12 protein-coding genes are annotated in these 14,254 nt (G+C 51.6%); all 12 read right to left on the reverse strand.

Annotated elements, in window-relative coordinates:
* Positions 1-167: 167 nt before the first annotated feature.
* The 12 genes from SACSAC_RS17600 to mutL all read right to left on the reverse strand — a co-directional run bounded on the left by SACSAC_RS17600 (position 168) and on the right by mutL (position 14,221).
* Positions 168-368: a hypothetical protein gene (locus SACSAC_RS17600; RefSeq protein WP_037288795.1), complete on the reverse strand. Its 201-nt coding sequence runs from the start codon at positions 366-368 to the stop codon at positions 168-170.
* A gap of 182 nt (positions 369-550) precedes the next feature.
* A complete protein-coding gene (gene glnA, locus SACSAC_RS17605) occupies positions 551-1,879 on the reverse strand; it encodes a type I glutamate--ammonia ligase (protein ID WP_037288797.1) in 1,329 nt (442 codons plus the stop codon).
* Positions 1,880-2,055: 176 nt separating this feature from the next.
* A complete protein-coding gene (locus SACSAC_RS17610) occupies positions 2,056-2,469 on the reverse strand; it encodes a MerR family transcriptional regulator (RefSeq protein ID WP_018977629.1) in 414 nt (137 codons plus the stop codon).
* A 175-nt stretch (positions 2,470-2,644) separates the two neighbouring features.
* Complete coding sequence (locus tag SACSAC_RS17615) at positions 2,645-3,898, reverse strand: methionine gamma-lyase family protein (protein ID WP_037288800.1); 1,254 nt, start codon at positions 3,896-3,898, stop codon at positions 2,645-2,647.
* A 233-nt stretch (positions 3,899-4,131) separates the two neighbouring features.
* Positions 4,132-5,415, reverse strand: a complete 1,284-nt coding sequence (gene hflX / locus SACSAC_RS17620; RefSeq protein ID WP_037288802.1) for a GTPase HflX — start codon at positions 5,413-5,415, stop codon at positions 4,132-4,134.
* A 65-nt stretch (positions 5,416-5,480) separates the two neighbouring features.
* The gene (locus tag SACSAC_RS17625) at positions 5,481-6,164 is read right to left on the reverse strand and encodes a YdcF family protein (protein ID WP_051507219.1); all 684 of its coding nucleotides are present in this window, start codon (positions 6,162-6,164) and stop codon (positions 5,481-5,483) included.
* A gap of 37 nt (positions 6,165-6,201) precedes the next feature.
* A complete protein-coding gene (locus SACSAC_RS17630; protein ID WP_037288804.1) occupies positions 6,202-6,753 on the reverse strand; it encodes a ribonuclease FAU-1 family protein in 552 nt (183 codons plus the stop codon).
* Positions 6,754-6,958: 205 nt separating this feature from the next.
* A complete protein-coding gene (locus SACSAC_RS17635; RefSeq protein WP_037288806.1) occupies positions 6,959-9,715 on the reverse strand; it encodes a penicillin-binding protein 1A in 2,757 nt (918 codons plus the stop codon).
* Positions 9,716-9,912: 197 nt separating this feature from the next.
* On the reverse strand, positions 9,913-10,155 hold the full coding sequence (gene hfq, locus SACSAC_RS17640) for an RNA chaperone Hfq (protein ID WP_037288808.1): 243 nt from the start codon (positions 10,153-10,155) through the stop codon (positions 9,913-9,915).
* 39 nt (positions 10,156-10,194) lie between these two features.
* Positions 10,195-11,145 (reverse strand): tRNA (adenosine(37)-N6)-dimethylallyltransferase MiaA, encoded by a 951-nt coding sequence (gene miaA / locus SACSAC_RS17645; RefSeq protein WP_037288810.1) that lies wholly within the window; start codon positions 11,143-11,145, stop codon positions 10,195-10,197.
* Positions 11,138-11,917 (reverse strand): class I SAM-dependent methyltransferase, encoded by a 780-nt coding sequence (locus SACSAC_RS17650; protein ID WP_342666474.1) that lies wholly within the window; start codon positions 11,915-11,917, stop codon positions 11,138-11,140. The genes miaA and SACSAC_RS17650 overlap by 8 nt, the downstream gene beginning before the upstream one ends.
* Before the next feature lie 213 nt (positions 11,918-12,130).
* Positions 12,131-14,221, reverse strand: a complete 2,091-nt coding sequence (mutL, locus tag SACSAC_RS17655) for a DNA mismatch repair endonuclease MutL (RefSeq protein ID WP_037288812.1) — start codon at positions 14,219-14,221, stop codon at positions 12,131-12,133.
* Positions 14,222-14,254 lie beyond the last annotated feature (33 nt).

Raw genomic sequence — 14,254 nt, forward strand, 5'->3', positions numbered from 1 at the left:
CACTCCGACATAGTACCTTCAGTCTAGCAAATTACATCCGTTTTGAACACGCATTTGACTTTGTTTTGAAAAAAGGCGCAATCTTCGATCGTTTCCTCCACGGTAAATACGGTAAACGTTGTTAAAACAAAAACAGCTTCCGGCCTTAGGGCTCGGAGGCTGTTGGTCTAACTGGAAACTTTGAATACATGCTTGTGCCGCGGGTAGCTGACGCCTTTGATCCATACGCTGAAATCGGTATACTGCTGCACGGTACCGCCTTCGTCCACTTCCGACTCGTCGATCGCGTCAATCACGAAGATCGGCACTTGCATCAGGGCAGCCGCGAAAAATTCTTCGTTGCTGATTAGTTCTCTGTACGTTTTCATATGAAGACTCTCCTTAACATGGAAAAATCGACTTCGCATCAGGATCGCGCGAGCCGATTCTTGAGTTGTTTCCATTCTAGCAAGGCAGGAAATAAACGTCCAGATGAATTATTATTTTAATGGATATCGTTATTCGCAAAAAAGAAAATCCTCGGCGCTTAGAGCACCGAGGAATCTGATTTCTAGTAAAGCGTCATGTACTGATCGCGTTCCCATTGGTGGACTTGCGTGCGGTACATGTCCCACTCGATTTCTTTCAACTCGTAGAAGTGCGTCAGAGCGTGTTCGCCCATTGCTTGTACCACGACTTCGTCGCGGATCAGTTCGTTGAGGGCCTCCTTCAGATCGGCCGGAAGGCTCGGGATGCCTTCTTCGATCCGCTCTTCTTCGGACATCACATAGATGTTGCGATCGATCGGAGCCGGGAGTTTGAGCTCTCTTTTGATCCCGTCGAGACCGGATTTCAGCATAACCGCGAGTGCCAGGTAAGGGTTCGCCGCCGGGTCCGGATTACGAACTTCGATCCGGGTGCTCAGGCCGCGCGATGCCGGAATACGGATCATCGGGCTGCGGTTGCTTGCGGACCATGCCACGTAACAAGGAGCTTCGTAGCCAGGCACAAGACGCTTGTAAGAGTTTACGGTCGGGTTGGTTACCGCTGCAAACGCACGAGCATGCTTGAGGATACCTGCCATATAATGACGAGCTGTCTCACTCAGACCGAGCGCATCGCTCTCGTCGTAGAAGGCGTTCTCGTTACCGCGGAACAGCGATTGGTGACAGTGCATGCCGGAACCGTTCATGCCGAACAGTGGTTTTGGCATGAACGTCGCGTGCAGGCCGTGTTGGCGAGCGATCGTTTTAACGACCAGCTTGAACGTCTGGATCTGGTCGGCTGCTTTCATCGCATTTTCGTATTTGAAGTCGATCTCGTGTTGTCCCGGCGCTACTTCGTGGTGGGACGCTTCGATCTCGAAGCCCATTTCTTCCAGCGTGATGACGATCTCGCGGCGACAGTTCTCGCCCAGATCGGTAGGGGCCAAGTCGAAGTATCCGCCTTGGTCGTTCAGTTCGTCAGTTGGATTGCCATTTTCGTCTGTACGGAACAAGAAGAATTCCGGCTCCGGTCCTACGTTCATTGCACTGAAGCCCATTTCTTCCGCTTCTTCCAGTGCACGACGCAGAACAGCGCGAGGGTCGCCCGCGAACGGCTTGCCGTCCGGCATATAAATATCGCAGATCAGACGCGCAACGCGGTTTTCCGTCACCCAAGGGAAGATTACCCAAGTGTCGAGGTCCGGGTACAGGTACATATCGGATTCTTCGATCCGCACGTAGCCTTCGATAGAAGAGCCGTCGAACATCATTTTATTATCCAGCGCTTTAACCAACTGGCTGACCGGAATTTCAACGTTTTTGATCGATCCAAGCAAGTCGGTGAACTGAAGACGAATAAAACGAACGTTTTCTTCCTTGGCGATGCGCAAAATATCCTCTTTAGTGTAACTCAAGATACCCTCTCCTCTTCATGTCTTTTCTTCATCATCGGAGGTCGCATTTACAACCTGATGAGCTGACCGTTTGTAATAATTCGCTAAGACTAAGAAAATCCCTGCCATGGTTCGAAAAGAATCGTTACGATACTCAGCAAAGTGAAGGCATAACCTCACAGGAAACCCATCTCTTCTTACTTTCTATTAAAGAATCGGGAAAGTTCGCCTTGAATCAGCGAGACTTGACCCGGCTTCTTGCCGGAAACCAGTTGCTGCTTAAGCATGCGGTGAAGCTGCGAGTCGGAAAGCTCCTTGCGCTTCTCTTCGGTCGCGGCGTTCAGAACCGTAGCTTCTTCGGACTCCTTCGTGACAGGGTTCATCACTTGTTTGATGCCAGCAATGTTTACGCCTTTTTCAATCAATGCTTTAATCTCCAACAAACGTTCTACATCGTTAAAGGAGAACAAACGCTGATTGCCCGATGTACGTGCCGGAACAATCAAACTATGCTGCTCATAATAGCGGATCTGCCGTGCGGACAAGTCAGTCAGTTTCATTACGATGCCTATAGGGAATAAGGCCATATTTCTGCGAATATCGTCGCCCATGGATTCATCAACCTTCCAGTGTACTATTCTAGGTTCCAACCCGAAAGCTGCCTTAATCCCGGATGCCTGGGCGCATAGCACCCTGTCATTCAGTATGGTTGTTTGGGGTGAAACCTTATTCTCTCTCTTATTGTACATAACCTGATAGGAAGCGTCAATGATGTGTTAGATTAACTCACAGTAAATTGCGATCAAAAAGTGTCTGCAACGCATTAAGCACCCCATATTTCACATGCGAATAGGTTAACCCGCCCTGCAAATATCCGATGTAAGGCTCGCGAATCGGTGCATCTGCAGACAATTCCAGGCTTCCGCCTTGAATAAAGGTCCCCGCAGCCATAATAACCGGATTCTCGTAACCCGGCATATCCCAAGGCTCGGGCACTACATGGCTATCGACCGCAGCCGCCAACTGCACGCCTTGCACGAAAGCAATCAACTGCTCGGCGCGCTCGAACACGATCGCTTGAATCAGGTCCGTGCGCGGCGCATTCCAGGCCGGACTGCTTGCAAATCCCGCCAAATCAAACATGGCAGCCGCGAAAATACTGCCTTTTACCGCTTGTCCGACAATGGTCGGCGCCATGTAAAGGCCTTGATAGATCCCGCGCGTTGTTCCCAACATAGCCCCTACTTCAGCGCCGATGCCCGGGGCCGTCAAACGATAAGCCGCCAGCTCAACCAGGTCTTTGCGTCCGCAAATATAACCCCCGGTTTCTGCCAAGCCCCCGCCTGGATTTTTGATCAAAGAACCTGCCATGAGGTCTACGCCGACTTCGGTCGGTTCTATTTTTTCCGTAAATTCACCATAGCAGTTGTCTACAAATACAATAGCGTCAGGAGACAATTCCTTCACGCGACGTGTCATGGCTCCGATCTCTTCTACCGTAAAAGGAGAACGCCAAGAATAACCGCGCGAACGCTGAATGCCGATCACGCGAGTATTGGGCGTTATTTGACGCTCCACCTCCGTCCAGTCAATATCTCCGTTTTCCAGTAGTGCCGCTTCGCCATACCCAATACCAAAGTCAGCCAGCGAACCCGTGCCGTCGCCTTTTTTACCAATTACTTTATGCAGGGTATCGTACGGAGTTCCCGTGATATACAAGAGCTCGTCGCCCGGACGAAGCACACCGAACAGAGCGGTAGAAATGGTATGCGTTCCCGAGGCGAAGTGGGGACGCACAAGAGCCGCTTCCGCGCCGAATACTTTGGCATAAAGTTCATCCAGCACTTCGCGTCCGCGATCGTTATAGGCGTAACCCGTCGAGGGATTAAAATGATAATCGCTCACTTTGCACTCCCGGAAAGCCTCGATAACCTTCCATTGGTTATGTTCGACAATCGCGTCCACCCCGTCAAAACGAGGGCGTACAAGTCTTTCCGCTTCTTCTTTCCATTGTTCGATCCGCGTATCAAATGTTTTCATCGTTTCTCGATCCGTCCTTCATAGTCAATTCAAATTGGAGTCCTCAAGTTACCGAGTCGCGACATGCTCTTAACCTTATATGTCAGACCTAAGTCTAACACTTCACAGAATTAACGCGTCACACCCGTGTGAGATTACGTTTGCCGCAAACTCGGAAGTCATACAGAGGGCGAACCCGCTTACCGTCCATACGACGGATATGCAAAGTTCGCCTCGGCATCACTTTATAACGTTCAAATTTTATACTCTTCCAGTAGATACGCGTACTTTTCTGCTTCTCCCTTGTGCAAACGCACCTCGTAAACGATATGTTCCTCATCGAATTCCTGCGAGATCACTTCTCCGATTTTGTACAACTGAGAAGCCAGATCGCCGCGAGCAGCCGGGACGCGATAAGTGACGGTTCCGCCGGTTAGTTCCTCTTGAAGACGATTCAGCAGTTTTTCCAAATCTTTCTCGTCGTAGGCGCTAAGGCGCAGATTCCAATCGTCTTCCGGCAAAAGTTCCAATTGTTCCGGCGTGCAAAGATCCTTTTTGTTGTAAATCTGAATCTGAGGCTTATCGACTGCTCCCAGTTCTTGCAGCAGTTGATCGACAACCTTCATCTGATCTTTCAACATCGCCGAGGAAGCGTCTACAACATGCAACACGAGATTGGCTTCGTTAACCTCTTCGAGCGTCGCTCGGAATGCGGCAATCAGATGGTGAGGCAGATTCTGAATAAAACCAACGGTATCCGTCAGCACGATCTCTCTGCCGCCCGGCAGTTCCAAAGTTCTCGACGTCGGATCGAGCGTGGCAAAAAGCTGATTTTGCACGTAAACGTCCGCGTTCGTCAACTGGCGGAGCAGCGTCGATTTGCCTGCATTCGTGTATCCGACCAAAGCGACCTGAACCGTTCCGCTCTTTATGCGACGCTGACGCTGCTGCGCACGATGTTTCTCGACTTCCGCGATTTGGCGCTTCAATTCGTCGATTCGCCCGCGAATATGACGACGGTCCGTCTCCAGCTTGCTTTCGCCCGGACCGCGCGAGCCAATTCCGCCCCCGAGTCTGGAAAGGTTGCGACCTTGTCCCGCCAATCGCGGCAGTAGATAGCTCAATTGCGCCAATTCAACTTGAATGATGCCTTCGCGCGTCTTGGCACGTTGCGCGAAAATATCAAGAATCAACTGGGTGCGGTCGATAATTTTCAGATCCAGCTCTTCTTCCAAATTGCGCACTTGCGCGCCCGAAAGTTCCTGATCGAAGATGGCGGTATTGGCACCCAGCTCATCCGCGATCAGTTTCAATTCCTGAACTTTGCCTTTGCCGATAAACCATCTCGTATCTTTCTTTTCCCGGTTCTGCGACATACTGCTGAGCACTTCGACGCCTGCCGTATCAGCCAAAGCGACAAGCTCTTCCAACGAGTAAACCGGATCGATACCGGAACGCTTCACCTCATCCGTCACCAGACTCACCAGAATCGCCCGTGAATTTTCCTCGGGAGTTGTATCGTAAGTTGTACTTTGCATGCTTTTGTTCTCCTTCTATCCGTATGGGGCTTTGCTTCGAAAACCCGGCATCCCATTATCCCCGATTATTTGCCGTCTGACAATCGGGACTTGTCAAACAACCATTTGGTAAAAGCCAGCATTTCGCGCCCGCGCGTTTGCCAAATATTCAACGCTTCGGTATCGGCCAGTACGAATTGCGGGTCGTCGTAATGTAAAAACTCCGCAATATCTTGCGAACGGGCACCATGAAATTTATGCGTGACGATGGTTGCGGTGCGCACGCCTCGTTCCTCCATGATGCGGCGGCTCAATAGCAGATTCTCATAGGTGCTAGTCGCTTCGTTTTCAAGCCATATATCGGCCTTCGGCACACCGCGTTCGATCAGATATTCAGCCATGCCCTCTGCCTCGGTCAGACGCATTTCGGGACTATCCAAGCCTCCGCTGACGATCAGTTTTGGATACTTCCCGCTTGTGTATCCTTCGTAAGCGGCTTCCAATCTCTCCTTCAGCGCAGGGCTTGGCTTGTTGTCCCAAAGTCGGGCGCCGAGCACGATCGCGACATCCGTAGAGTGTTCCGGCGATAAGGACGTGCCCTGACCGATTCGAACCTGGATATACAACGTCCACAGCGCGAATAACAGGACCCCTGATAATAAAACGATTCCTACGCGCTTTTTCCACCGCCCGCCGCGCTTCGACTTCCGTTCCGGAATATGCACCGGTCCGGCATGTCGAAACGCGGTTGTACGTTCTTCTTCTGCCACTTTCTAAATTCCCCTCTCCTTTGGATGAAGGCTAAAATTAGACCTTCAAAGCGGAAGCCGGGAACAGCCGTCTGCGATGCTCGATCGAAAGTCTGAAGTAAGGAAAGGCATGGGCATCGATCATTCGCAGCAAGCCATGGGCCGTTTTGGTAGCTAGTGCATAATCCGCTTCCGTAATGACCCCTCGTCGCAATGCATCATCCAATTCGTCTTCGTCAAGCAAAAATACGGTTCCGTCCCCCAATACCACGATATCCAGGTACAGGTCGTCGAACCAGGGAACGCCTTGATCCGTCACGCCCTGCGATTTGCAGATATCAATGTACCATTCTACCACTTCCCTTTTTTCGTTGAACATCGTCGTTACGATGAAGTGGGCGTCCTTGGGAAAGTATTGCAGCCAAGAATAGCCCTTGTCAGCCACGCAAAACGTAAGTCCCCCGTACGTTTTCATTAGCGGTTCCTTCAATTTGAGCATGTTGTACAAGGTTACGTAGCCCGTAAAGCGGCGGCTGTCGATATACCGGCACAAGAATCTCCGGTCGGTTACGCGCCGCCAGTTGGCTCTGTCAGCAAATTTACGTTTCATAGGGAACCGACCCTTTCTCTATTCCATTTGCATCAAGCTTATCACATTCTCAGGTCACTTCACAAAAGAAGTGACTTGCTCCTGCCTTTCTATTACCCGTTTTGAGCAAAAATGTACAAAAAAAGCTCCGGAAAGCCGTTTGCGGCTTCCGGAGCTTGCTTGATTTGGTCTGCATTCGCTAACGAAGAGTATGCAGGAAATGAAGTTAAGGTTGGGTCGTTGTCTCGCCTTGCGTCTCGGTCGTACCCTCAACCGTGCCAGGATCGGTGTTTTGAGCATTAGGGTCAACAGCAGGATCGGCCGGCGGGTCCGGCTGCGACTGATCGGCAGGTGCGTCAGGAATCACGGTACCCGGAACGACATTCTCCTCGCCGCCGGAATCTCCTTCGGTTGGCGGAGTCGTCGTTCCCGGGTCGGTGTTTTCCGTCCCCCCGTTATTTCCGTTCCCATTCCCATTCCCATTCCCATTGCCGTTGTTGCCTGAGTTTCCGTTTCCGTTTCCGTTATTGCCCAAATTCCCGTTGTTTTCGCCGTCATCCGTCACCGGAGGCGTCACAGGAACTTCACCTTGATCGATTCCCGGATCAGTTTCCGTCTCATCCGGCGGAATCGTGTCTTCCGGGAGATTCTCTTCCGGGTTATCTTCGGCCGGGACGGTTAACGTGACGGTGTTGGACGCTGCCGATTCGACAATAGGCTCCTCGCCTGCCCGATATGCGGTAACGGCATAACTGTAGGTGAGTCCAGGAAGCGCACCGGTATCGGATGACGAAGCCGACATCAAGCCGTCCGTCAGCAATGAAGGCTGAGCTTCGGATGACTCCTGCCGATACAAACGATAACGAATGTTTTCGCCGGCTACAGGTTGCCATGAAAGCATGATTGTTTGGTTAGCCACGTCGTAAGAGGCTACCAGACCCGACGGCGAAGCGGCAGGTTCAACCGTCTCGGGCTGCGGCGGTTCCGGTGTCTCTACCGTCTCCTGAGCAGGCGCATCCGGCGCTTTGAAATCATTCACCGGCATCCCTTCCATGGCTTGTTTCATGATTCGCGCGAACATGGAAGCTGCCAATCCGCTGCTGTTTTTGAGCATATGCTGCGCATCCGGTTTGTCGTAGCCCATCCAGACGGCGCCCGTCCATTCCGGCGTATAACCGACGAACCATACGTCACGGTTGGCACTGTTACCCTCGATGCCGCTTTGAGTCGTTCCCGTCTTGCCCGCAAGCGGACGACCGATATCGGCTTTGCGGCCGGTACCGTCGGTAATCGTGCTGCGCATCATGTCGGTCATTTCGTAAGCCGTTTGAGCGCTCATGACCTGTTTGGAATTGTCGATTCGACTATAGATCTCGATTTCGTTCGAATCACGAATCGATTTGATCGCATAGGCTTCAATATATTTGCCTCCGTTGGCAAACGAGTTATAAGCCTGAGCCATCTCCAGCGTATTCGTGCCTTTGCTGAGGCCGCCGAGCGCAATACTCAGGTTATGGTCATTTTCGGTCAACGGAATACCTAAAGACTCTGCGAATTGATACCCCGTCTCCACGCCGATCTGGCTCAGCAGCCAAACTGCCGGAATATTGATCGACTCGGCAAGCGCCTCTTTCATCGAAACCGATTGACTATAACCGTGCAAGTTTCTAGGGCTGTAATTGCCGAAGCTTTGCTGTTCGTTGTTGAGCGGCGTGTCTACAGTAAATCCGTTTTCCAGCGCGGGCGCATAGGATGCGATCGGCTTGAACGCCGAACCCGGCTGTCTACGGCTGTTGACCGCGCGGTTGAAGTCGCCCTTATGATAATTACGGGCACCCAGTATGGCGACAATGCTGCCGTTCTGGTTGTTCGTAATCGTCATGGACGCCTGCACCGGCTGGTCGTCGGGACTTTGTTCGAACATCGCGTCATCTTTGAACGCATCTTCCAGACTCTGCTGTGCTTTTGCGTCCATGGTCGTATAAATCTTGTATCCGCCGCGGTTCAGATCATCTTCGGTCAATGCCGTCGTGTCTTCCGCTTCCTGAAGCACATAATCAATAAAGGCTTGGTAATGCGTTTCTTTCGTCTCTGGCGGCGTATACGCATAATCGACTGCCGCCGCTTTATCTTTTTCCGCTTCCGTGATGTAACCTTGCTCATACATCAGCTGAAGCACGACTGCGCGGCGTTCTTTGGACTTGTCGGGATTGGCGATCGGGTTGTAGCGCGTCGGTGCCTTCGGCATCGCCGCCAAGGTCGCCATTTCCCATAGTTCAAGCTTGTTCAAGTCACTTTTGCCGAAGTAACGCTCGGATGCCGCTTTGATGCCGTAATACTGACCGCCGAACGAAATTCGGTTCAAGTACATCGCCAAAATCTCAGGTTTTGAATACTGTCGCTCCAGCGCCAATGCGATCGACACTTCCGTCGCTTTGCGGAAGAATGTCTTATCCGCGGACAAGAAGATGTTTTTCGCTAGTTGCTGGGTAATCGTACTGCCGCCTTCAACTGCGGAACGCGCAATGATGTCTCGTACCGCCGCACGGCCGATCGACCGAAGATCGACGCCCGAGTGCTCGAAGAAGCGTTTATCCTCGGTTGCGACAAAAGCATCCTGAAGCAACTCGGGAATATCCTGCGACTCGACTTCCTCGCCTCGCTGGATTTTGATTTCCCCGATTTGCACACCTGTGCGGTCGTAAATGACTGTCGGCGCTTTGATTTCGATCTTGTCTTTATTCTCTGCCAGGATTTTCTCTCCGCTCACCGTAATGAACAGGTAACCGCCCAGCGCACAAAATACGGCAAAAGCAGCTGTGAAAAACAACGTCCAAAATACGCGTTTCCCCGTTATTCTTTTCTTTTTCTTCGGGGAAGTTTTCTTCTTGGCGGTCGTCGGAGGTTTCTTCCCCCCGCCGTTACCTCCGCTACCGCTGCCTCCGGTTGTCCGGTTGGAGCGGCTCAGTTGTGGGTTAGGCATGATGGTTTGTGACACCCCTTTTGCTTTCTTTGCGCATGTAGACAGTCTGCATACGCGCTCTAACGAAAAGAACAACCTGTGAAGGTTGCTCTCATTCGCAGCTATGGACTTAGACGTTAGGATACAGGAAAAGTTTCAAGAATTGCCGTTACAGGTTTGTCATTCGTTCGTCACTTTTGATAAAAAGTCGAAACGAATTACTCTCCGGACGTTGTCTCTTGCTGAGTCAGGGATACGTTGCGCTGCGGCATGAACGTGGAAATGGCATGCTTGTACACCATTTGCTGACGTCCGTCGCTGTCGATCACGATCGTGAAGTTATCGAATGCCTTAATTGTGCCCCGAATTTGAAAACCGTTAGTCAAGTAGACCGTAGCCGGGATATTCTCTTTGCGCAGTTGGTTCAGGAACGTGTCTTGAATATTAATGGATTTGTTCATAACCGGTACCCCCAATTGTCATTTTACTGTCATTTTCTTTCAAAAATCGGAGCTGAACCTTCCCGTAATTATACCATGAACCTTCTCGTAATTTGCAGAAAAGTTTTCCGGCTCGGAAACGTCAACCCATTGGATGTCTTGCATATGGCGGAACCACGAGAGCTGTCGTTTGGCGAAATGCCGGGTATCCCGCTTCAGCAGGTACACAGCTTCTTCAAGCGTTGCCGATCCGTCCAGGTAAGGCCAGATCTCCTTATAGCCCAATCCTTGCATGGAAACCATGTCCGGCGTATACCCGAGCGACCGAAGCTTCTGAACCTCTTCGATCAGTCCTTGTTCCATCATTTGGTCGATCCGCTCTTCAATACGGTTATATAGCATTTGGCGGTCCATTGTCAAACCGATCAAACATAGGTCGTAAGGCGTGGTCTTTTTTTGCCTGGCCAACTGCTCGGATAAAGTCTCTCCTGTTAGCTTATAAATCTCCAGCGCACGAATGACGCGACGCGTATCATTGGGATGCAATCTTTGTGCGGATTCCGGATCGATATCTCGCAATTTGTCATGGAGCGCTTGTGTTCCTTGCGTTTCGGCAAACAAAGCTTGTTCCATTCGGAAGGCTTCGTCTGCCCCGCTGTCTGCGAATTCGTAGCGATAGCATAAGGATTCAACGTACAGGCCCGTTCCCCCGACGATAAAAGGAAGATTTCCGCGCGCTGTGATTTCCGGGATCAAAGTATTGCAACGTTCCTGGAATTCGGATACGGAAAACGGTTCATCAGGCTCATGGATGTCAATTAAATGATGCGGCACACCATCCATTTCAGCCTCCGAAATTTTCGCCGTACCGATGTCCATCCCCCGATACACCTGCATGGAATCGCCTGAAATAATCTCACAAGAAAAGGCTTTGGCCAACTCGATGCTGAGCTTGGTCTTCCCCACGGCTGTCGGTCCGATCAAGACAAGTAATTTGGGCTTATCAGTCAACTGTAATCACTCCATACGTAATTTTGGCATGGACGCGACCATCTGACGTGAAGCCGAGACGCTCCATTTCTCCGCTACCTTTTTTTTCTTTTAAAACGACTGTTTTGCGTGCTACGCGAACCGCTTCCCCGATCGATTCTTCGCTAAGCGCCCGATCATCCGCAAATGCACGCAGCGGCGAAATCGCGGAAGAATCGTAGACGGGTTTACGGAACATCGGATCGAAATACACCACATCGAAGCTTTTGTCCGGCAATGACTTCAAATAGTTCAGATGGTCCGTGTTGATGACTTCGACGCGCCGCATCGCTTCTGTGACCGTCGGCTTCTCCACTTCGTAGCTTGAAAGTCCCTCGCGAAGCAAAACGGATAGCTCTGCCGAAGCTTCCAGACAGCGAACAAGACCTGTAGGTCCGACTTGGACGGCAAACACGAGCGAGTCGGTTCCCAGACCTGCTGTGCAGTCGAGAACCGTATCTCCGGTTTCTACTCGTGCAGCATCGATCATCGGATCGGGTTCGCCTCTTAATAGACGCTTTGCACGGACATAACCCATGCTTGGATGATATTCGAGCACCGGTTGATCTTCGCGGAAAAGACGAACTTTTCCCTGCGTAACGATCAATACCGCGTCGGCATTATATTTTGAAAATAAATTAGGAATCGAAGTTCGGCCTCTCGGCACAAGCGGGATTCCCTGTTGATTGGCAATTCCGGTTGCCCGCTGAAGTTCGGCTTCAGCGGGTTGGATGCCGGTTGTTACGATCATCATGAAAGGTGTTCTCCTTGCGTTAAGATGCTGATTCGAGATAGGGCGAGACCTTTTCCCGATTGAATGAAATGCTCGCGGGATTGGGCCGCCGATTCGGTGAAGCAGGGCCTTCCCCCAGTTGATTAGAACGCTTACGGGTCATTTTCGAAGCCGGTTGAACCGTCCGGCTTCGAAAATCGGATTGTAGTCGCTTGAAGGATTGGGGGAAGGCTTTTACATAACCCGTTTAAACAATTTTTCCAAATCGTAAGAAGAGAAAGACACCACAATCGGTCTGCCGTGAGGACAGGTGTAGGGTTGCTTACATCTTCCCAGGCGTTCGATTAAGGTCTGGGCTTGAATATCGCTTAAGCGTTGGTTGGCTTTGATTGAGGCTTTGCAGGAGCAGAGTGTAGATGCCTTTTCCCGCAGTTTAGCCAAATCGATCGCGCGTTCGCTCAGTACCCATTCGGCCATCTCTTCAATAATCGAAGATTCATCACCTGCGGGGAACCAATGCGGATAGGCGGTAACACGGAACGTTTGACCACCGAAAGGTTCCATATATACGCCAGCTTGCTCAAACCAACCGAGTCGATCACGGATCTTGGTGCTCTCAGCCGACGTAAATTCCAGTGTGATCGGAAGCAAGAGCTCTTGTGAAGCTTCTTCCGGCTGCCCGAATTTTTCGTAATAATATTCGTAATTAATCCGCTCATGGGCCGCATGCTGGTCGATCAGGTACAGACCTTGATCGTTCTGTGCGATCAAGTATGTGCCGTGATGCTGCCCAATCAGCGTCATTTCCGGAAAAGTCGGGCGCTTAGGCGCTTCTCCGCGGCTGTACAGCTCCGCTGCGCGAGCTAAGGCCGCACTATTTTGCGCAGGCTGAGCCGCTTGCCGGGGATTGGAACCTCCAGACGAAGCGGAACGGCCCGTATAACCCAATCCATGTCCGGGTTCCCGAACTTGTTGAGGACGAGAGTCCTGTGCGCCGCCAATGGCCGGATAGGATATAGAAGCTTTCAGGGCTTCTGGCACCTTGTCTGCGCGTACGGCTGCCCCCTTCGGTCGTGAATCAGGGGAATCGGACGATTCCTTGTTTTTATCGGCAGATGCCGCGGCATTTTGCTGACTTGCCGCGTTGCCTTGAGATGCCTGTTCGGAATGCGTGGCAGCCGATTGGGATTCGCTCGTTGCGGACGGCACATCCTTATCCTGCGGGAGCCCCGATGCCAGATCGCCCAGCAGCCCTTCACGCTTTGGAAAATGAAACTGTTCTTGCACAATCGAGTTGTTTTTGCCGATCCGTTGGTTGACCGCCTTCGGAATCAACACTTCATGCGACAGAGCCGCACGAATCTTGTCTTCCACAAAAGCAACCAGCTCTGCTTCCTTGCTGAAACGCACTTCTAATTTAGCCGGATGCACGTTTACGTCAACAAGCGACGGGTGCATGACCAAACGCAGCACGACAAGCGGATGACGTCCGACCGGGAGCAAAGTATGGTAGGCGCGCATAATCGCTTGGTTCAGCACATGACTACGAATGTATCGCCCATTCACCACCGTAGTTATGGCGCTGCGATTGGAACGGGTAAAGTCCGGCAAGCTGACAAAACCGGAAACGGCAAAGTCCAGACTTTCCCCCTGCAGTTCAATCATGGCTTTGGCGCTCGTGGTTCCGTATACGGCCGCGATGACTTGAAGCAAATCGCCTCCGCCCAACGTTTGCAATAACGAGTTGCCGTTATGCCGAAGAGTAAAAGCCACCTCGGGATGAGATAACGCCATTCGGTACATGTAGTCGGAGATATGCCCAAGTTCAGTCTGGACCGTCTTCATGTATTTCAGGCGCGCGGGCGTATTATAGAACAATTCCTTCACGCGAAAATCCGTTCCGCGCGAAGCGGGAGCGTCTTCGTTGCTTTTCAACGTACCGCCTTCGATAACTAGCCGCCGTCCCGCGCCGTCTTCGCCGCAAGCGGTCACCACTTCGACTTTGGAAACCGAGGCAATACTCGGCAGCGCTTCGCCCCGGAAGCCCAGACTCGTAATCTGAAACAAATCCCGGCCTCCAGAAATCTTGCTGGTCGCATGCCGATAAAAGGCAGTCTCGCAATCTTCCGGATCAATCCCCGAACCGTTATCCGTAACCCGAATCGAAGATAAACCGCCCTCCTCGGTCCATACATCAACCTTGGTCGCGCCCGCGTCAATCGCATTTTCGACCAATTCTTTCACGACCGAAGCCGGTCTTTCCACCACTTCGCCCGCCGCAATCTGGTTGGCAATATGTTCATCCAGTACTTTAATCTTGGCCATATCGTTTCTCCTTTCCCGAGCAACATTGGAAAT

The sequence above is a fragment of the Saccharibacillus sacchari DSM 19268 genome (assembly GCF_000585395.1).
GTDB classification, from domain to species: Bacteria; Bacillota; Bacilli; order Paenibacillales; family Paenibacillaceae; genus Saccharibacillus; species Saccharibacillus sacchari.

Excerpts from the sequence above, each read along its gene's own strand:
- SACSAC_RS17610 (WP_018977629.1), bottom strand. The coding sequence starts at position 2,469 with ATGGGCGACGATATTCGCAGAAATATGGCCTTATTCCCTATAGGCATC.
- SACSAC_RS17615 (WP_037288800.1), bottom strand. The coding sequence starts at position 3,898 with ATGAAAACATTTGATACGCGGATCGAACAATGGAAAGAAGAAGCGGAA.
- SACSAC_RS17630 (WP_037288804.1), bottom strand. The coding sequence starts at position 6,753 with ATGAAACGTAAATTTGCTGACAGAGCCAACTGGCGGCGCGTAACCGAC.
- SACSAC_RS17650 (WP_342666474.1), bottom strand. The coding sequence starts at position 11,917 with ATGATGATCGTAACAACCGGCATCCAACCCGCTGAAGCCGAACTTCAG.
- SACSAC_RS17635 (WP_037288806.1), bottom strand. The coding sequence starts at position 9,715 with ATGCCTAACCCACAACTGAGCCGCTCCAACCGGACAACCGGAGGCAGC.
- mutL (WP_037288812.1), bottom strand. The coding sequence starts at position 14,221 with ATGGCCAAGATTAAAGTACTGGATGAACATATTGCCAACCAGATTGCG.
- SACSAC_RS17600 (WP_037288795.1), bottom strand. The coding sequence starts at position 368 with ATGAAAACGTACAGAGAACTAATCAGCAACGAAGAATTTTTCGCGGCT.
- hflX (WP_037288802.1), bottom strand. The coding sequence starts at position 5,415 with ATGCAAAGTACAACTTACGATACAACTCCCGAGGAAAATTCACGGGCG.
- hfq (WP_037288808.1), bottom strand. The coding sequence starts at position 10,155 with ATGAACAAATCCATTAATATTCAAGACACGTTCCTGAACCAACTGCGC.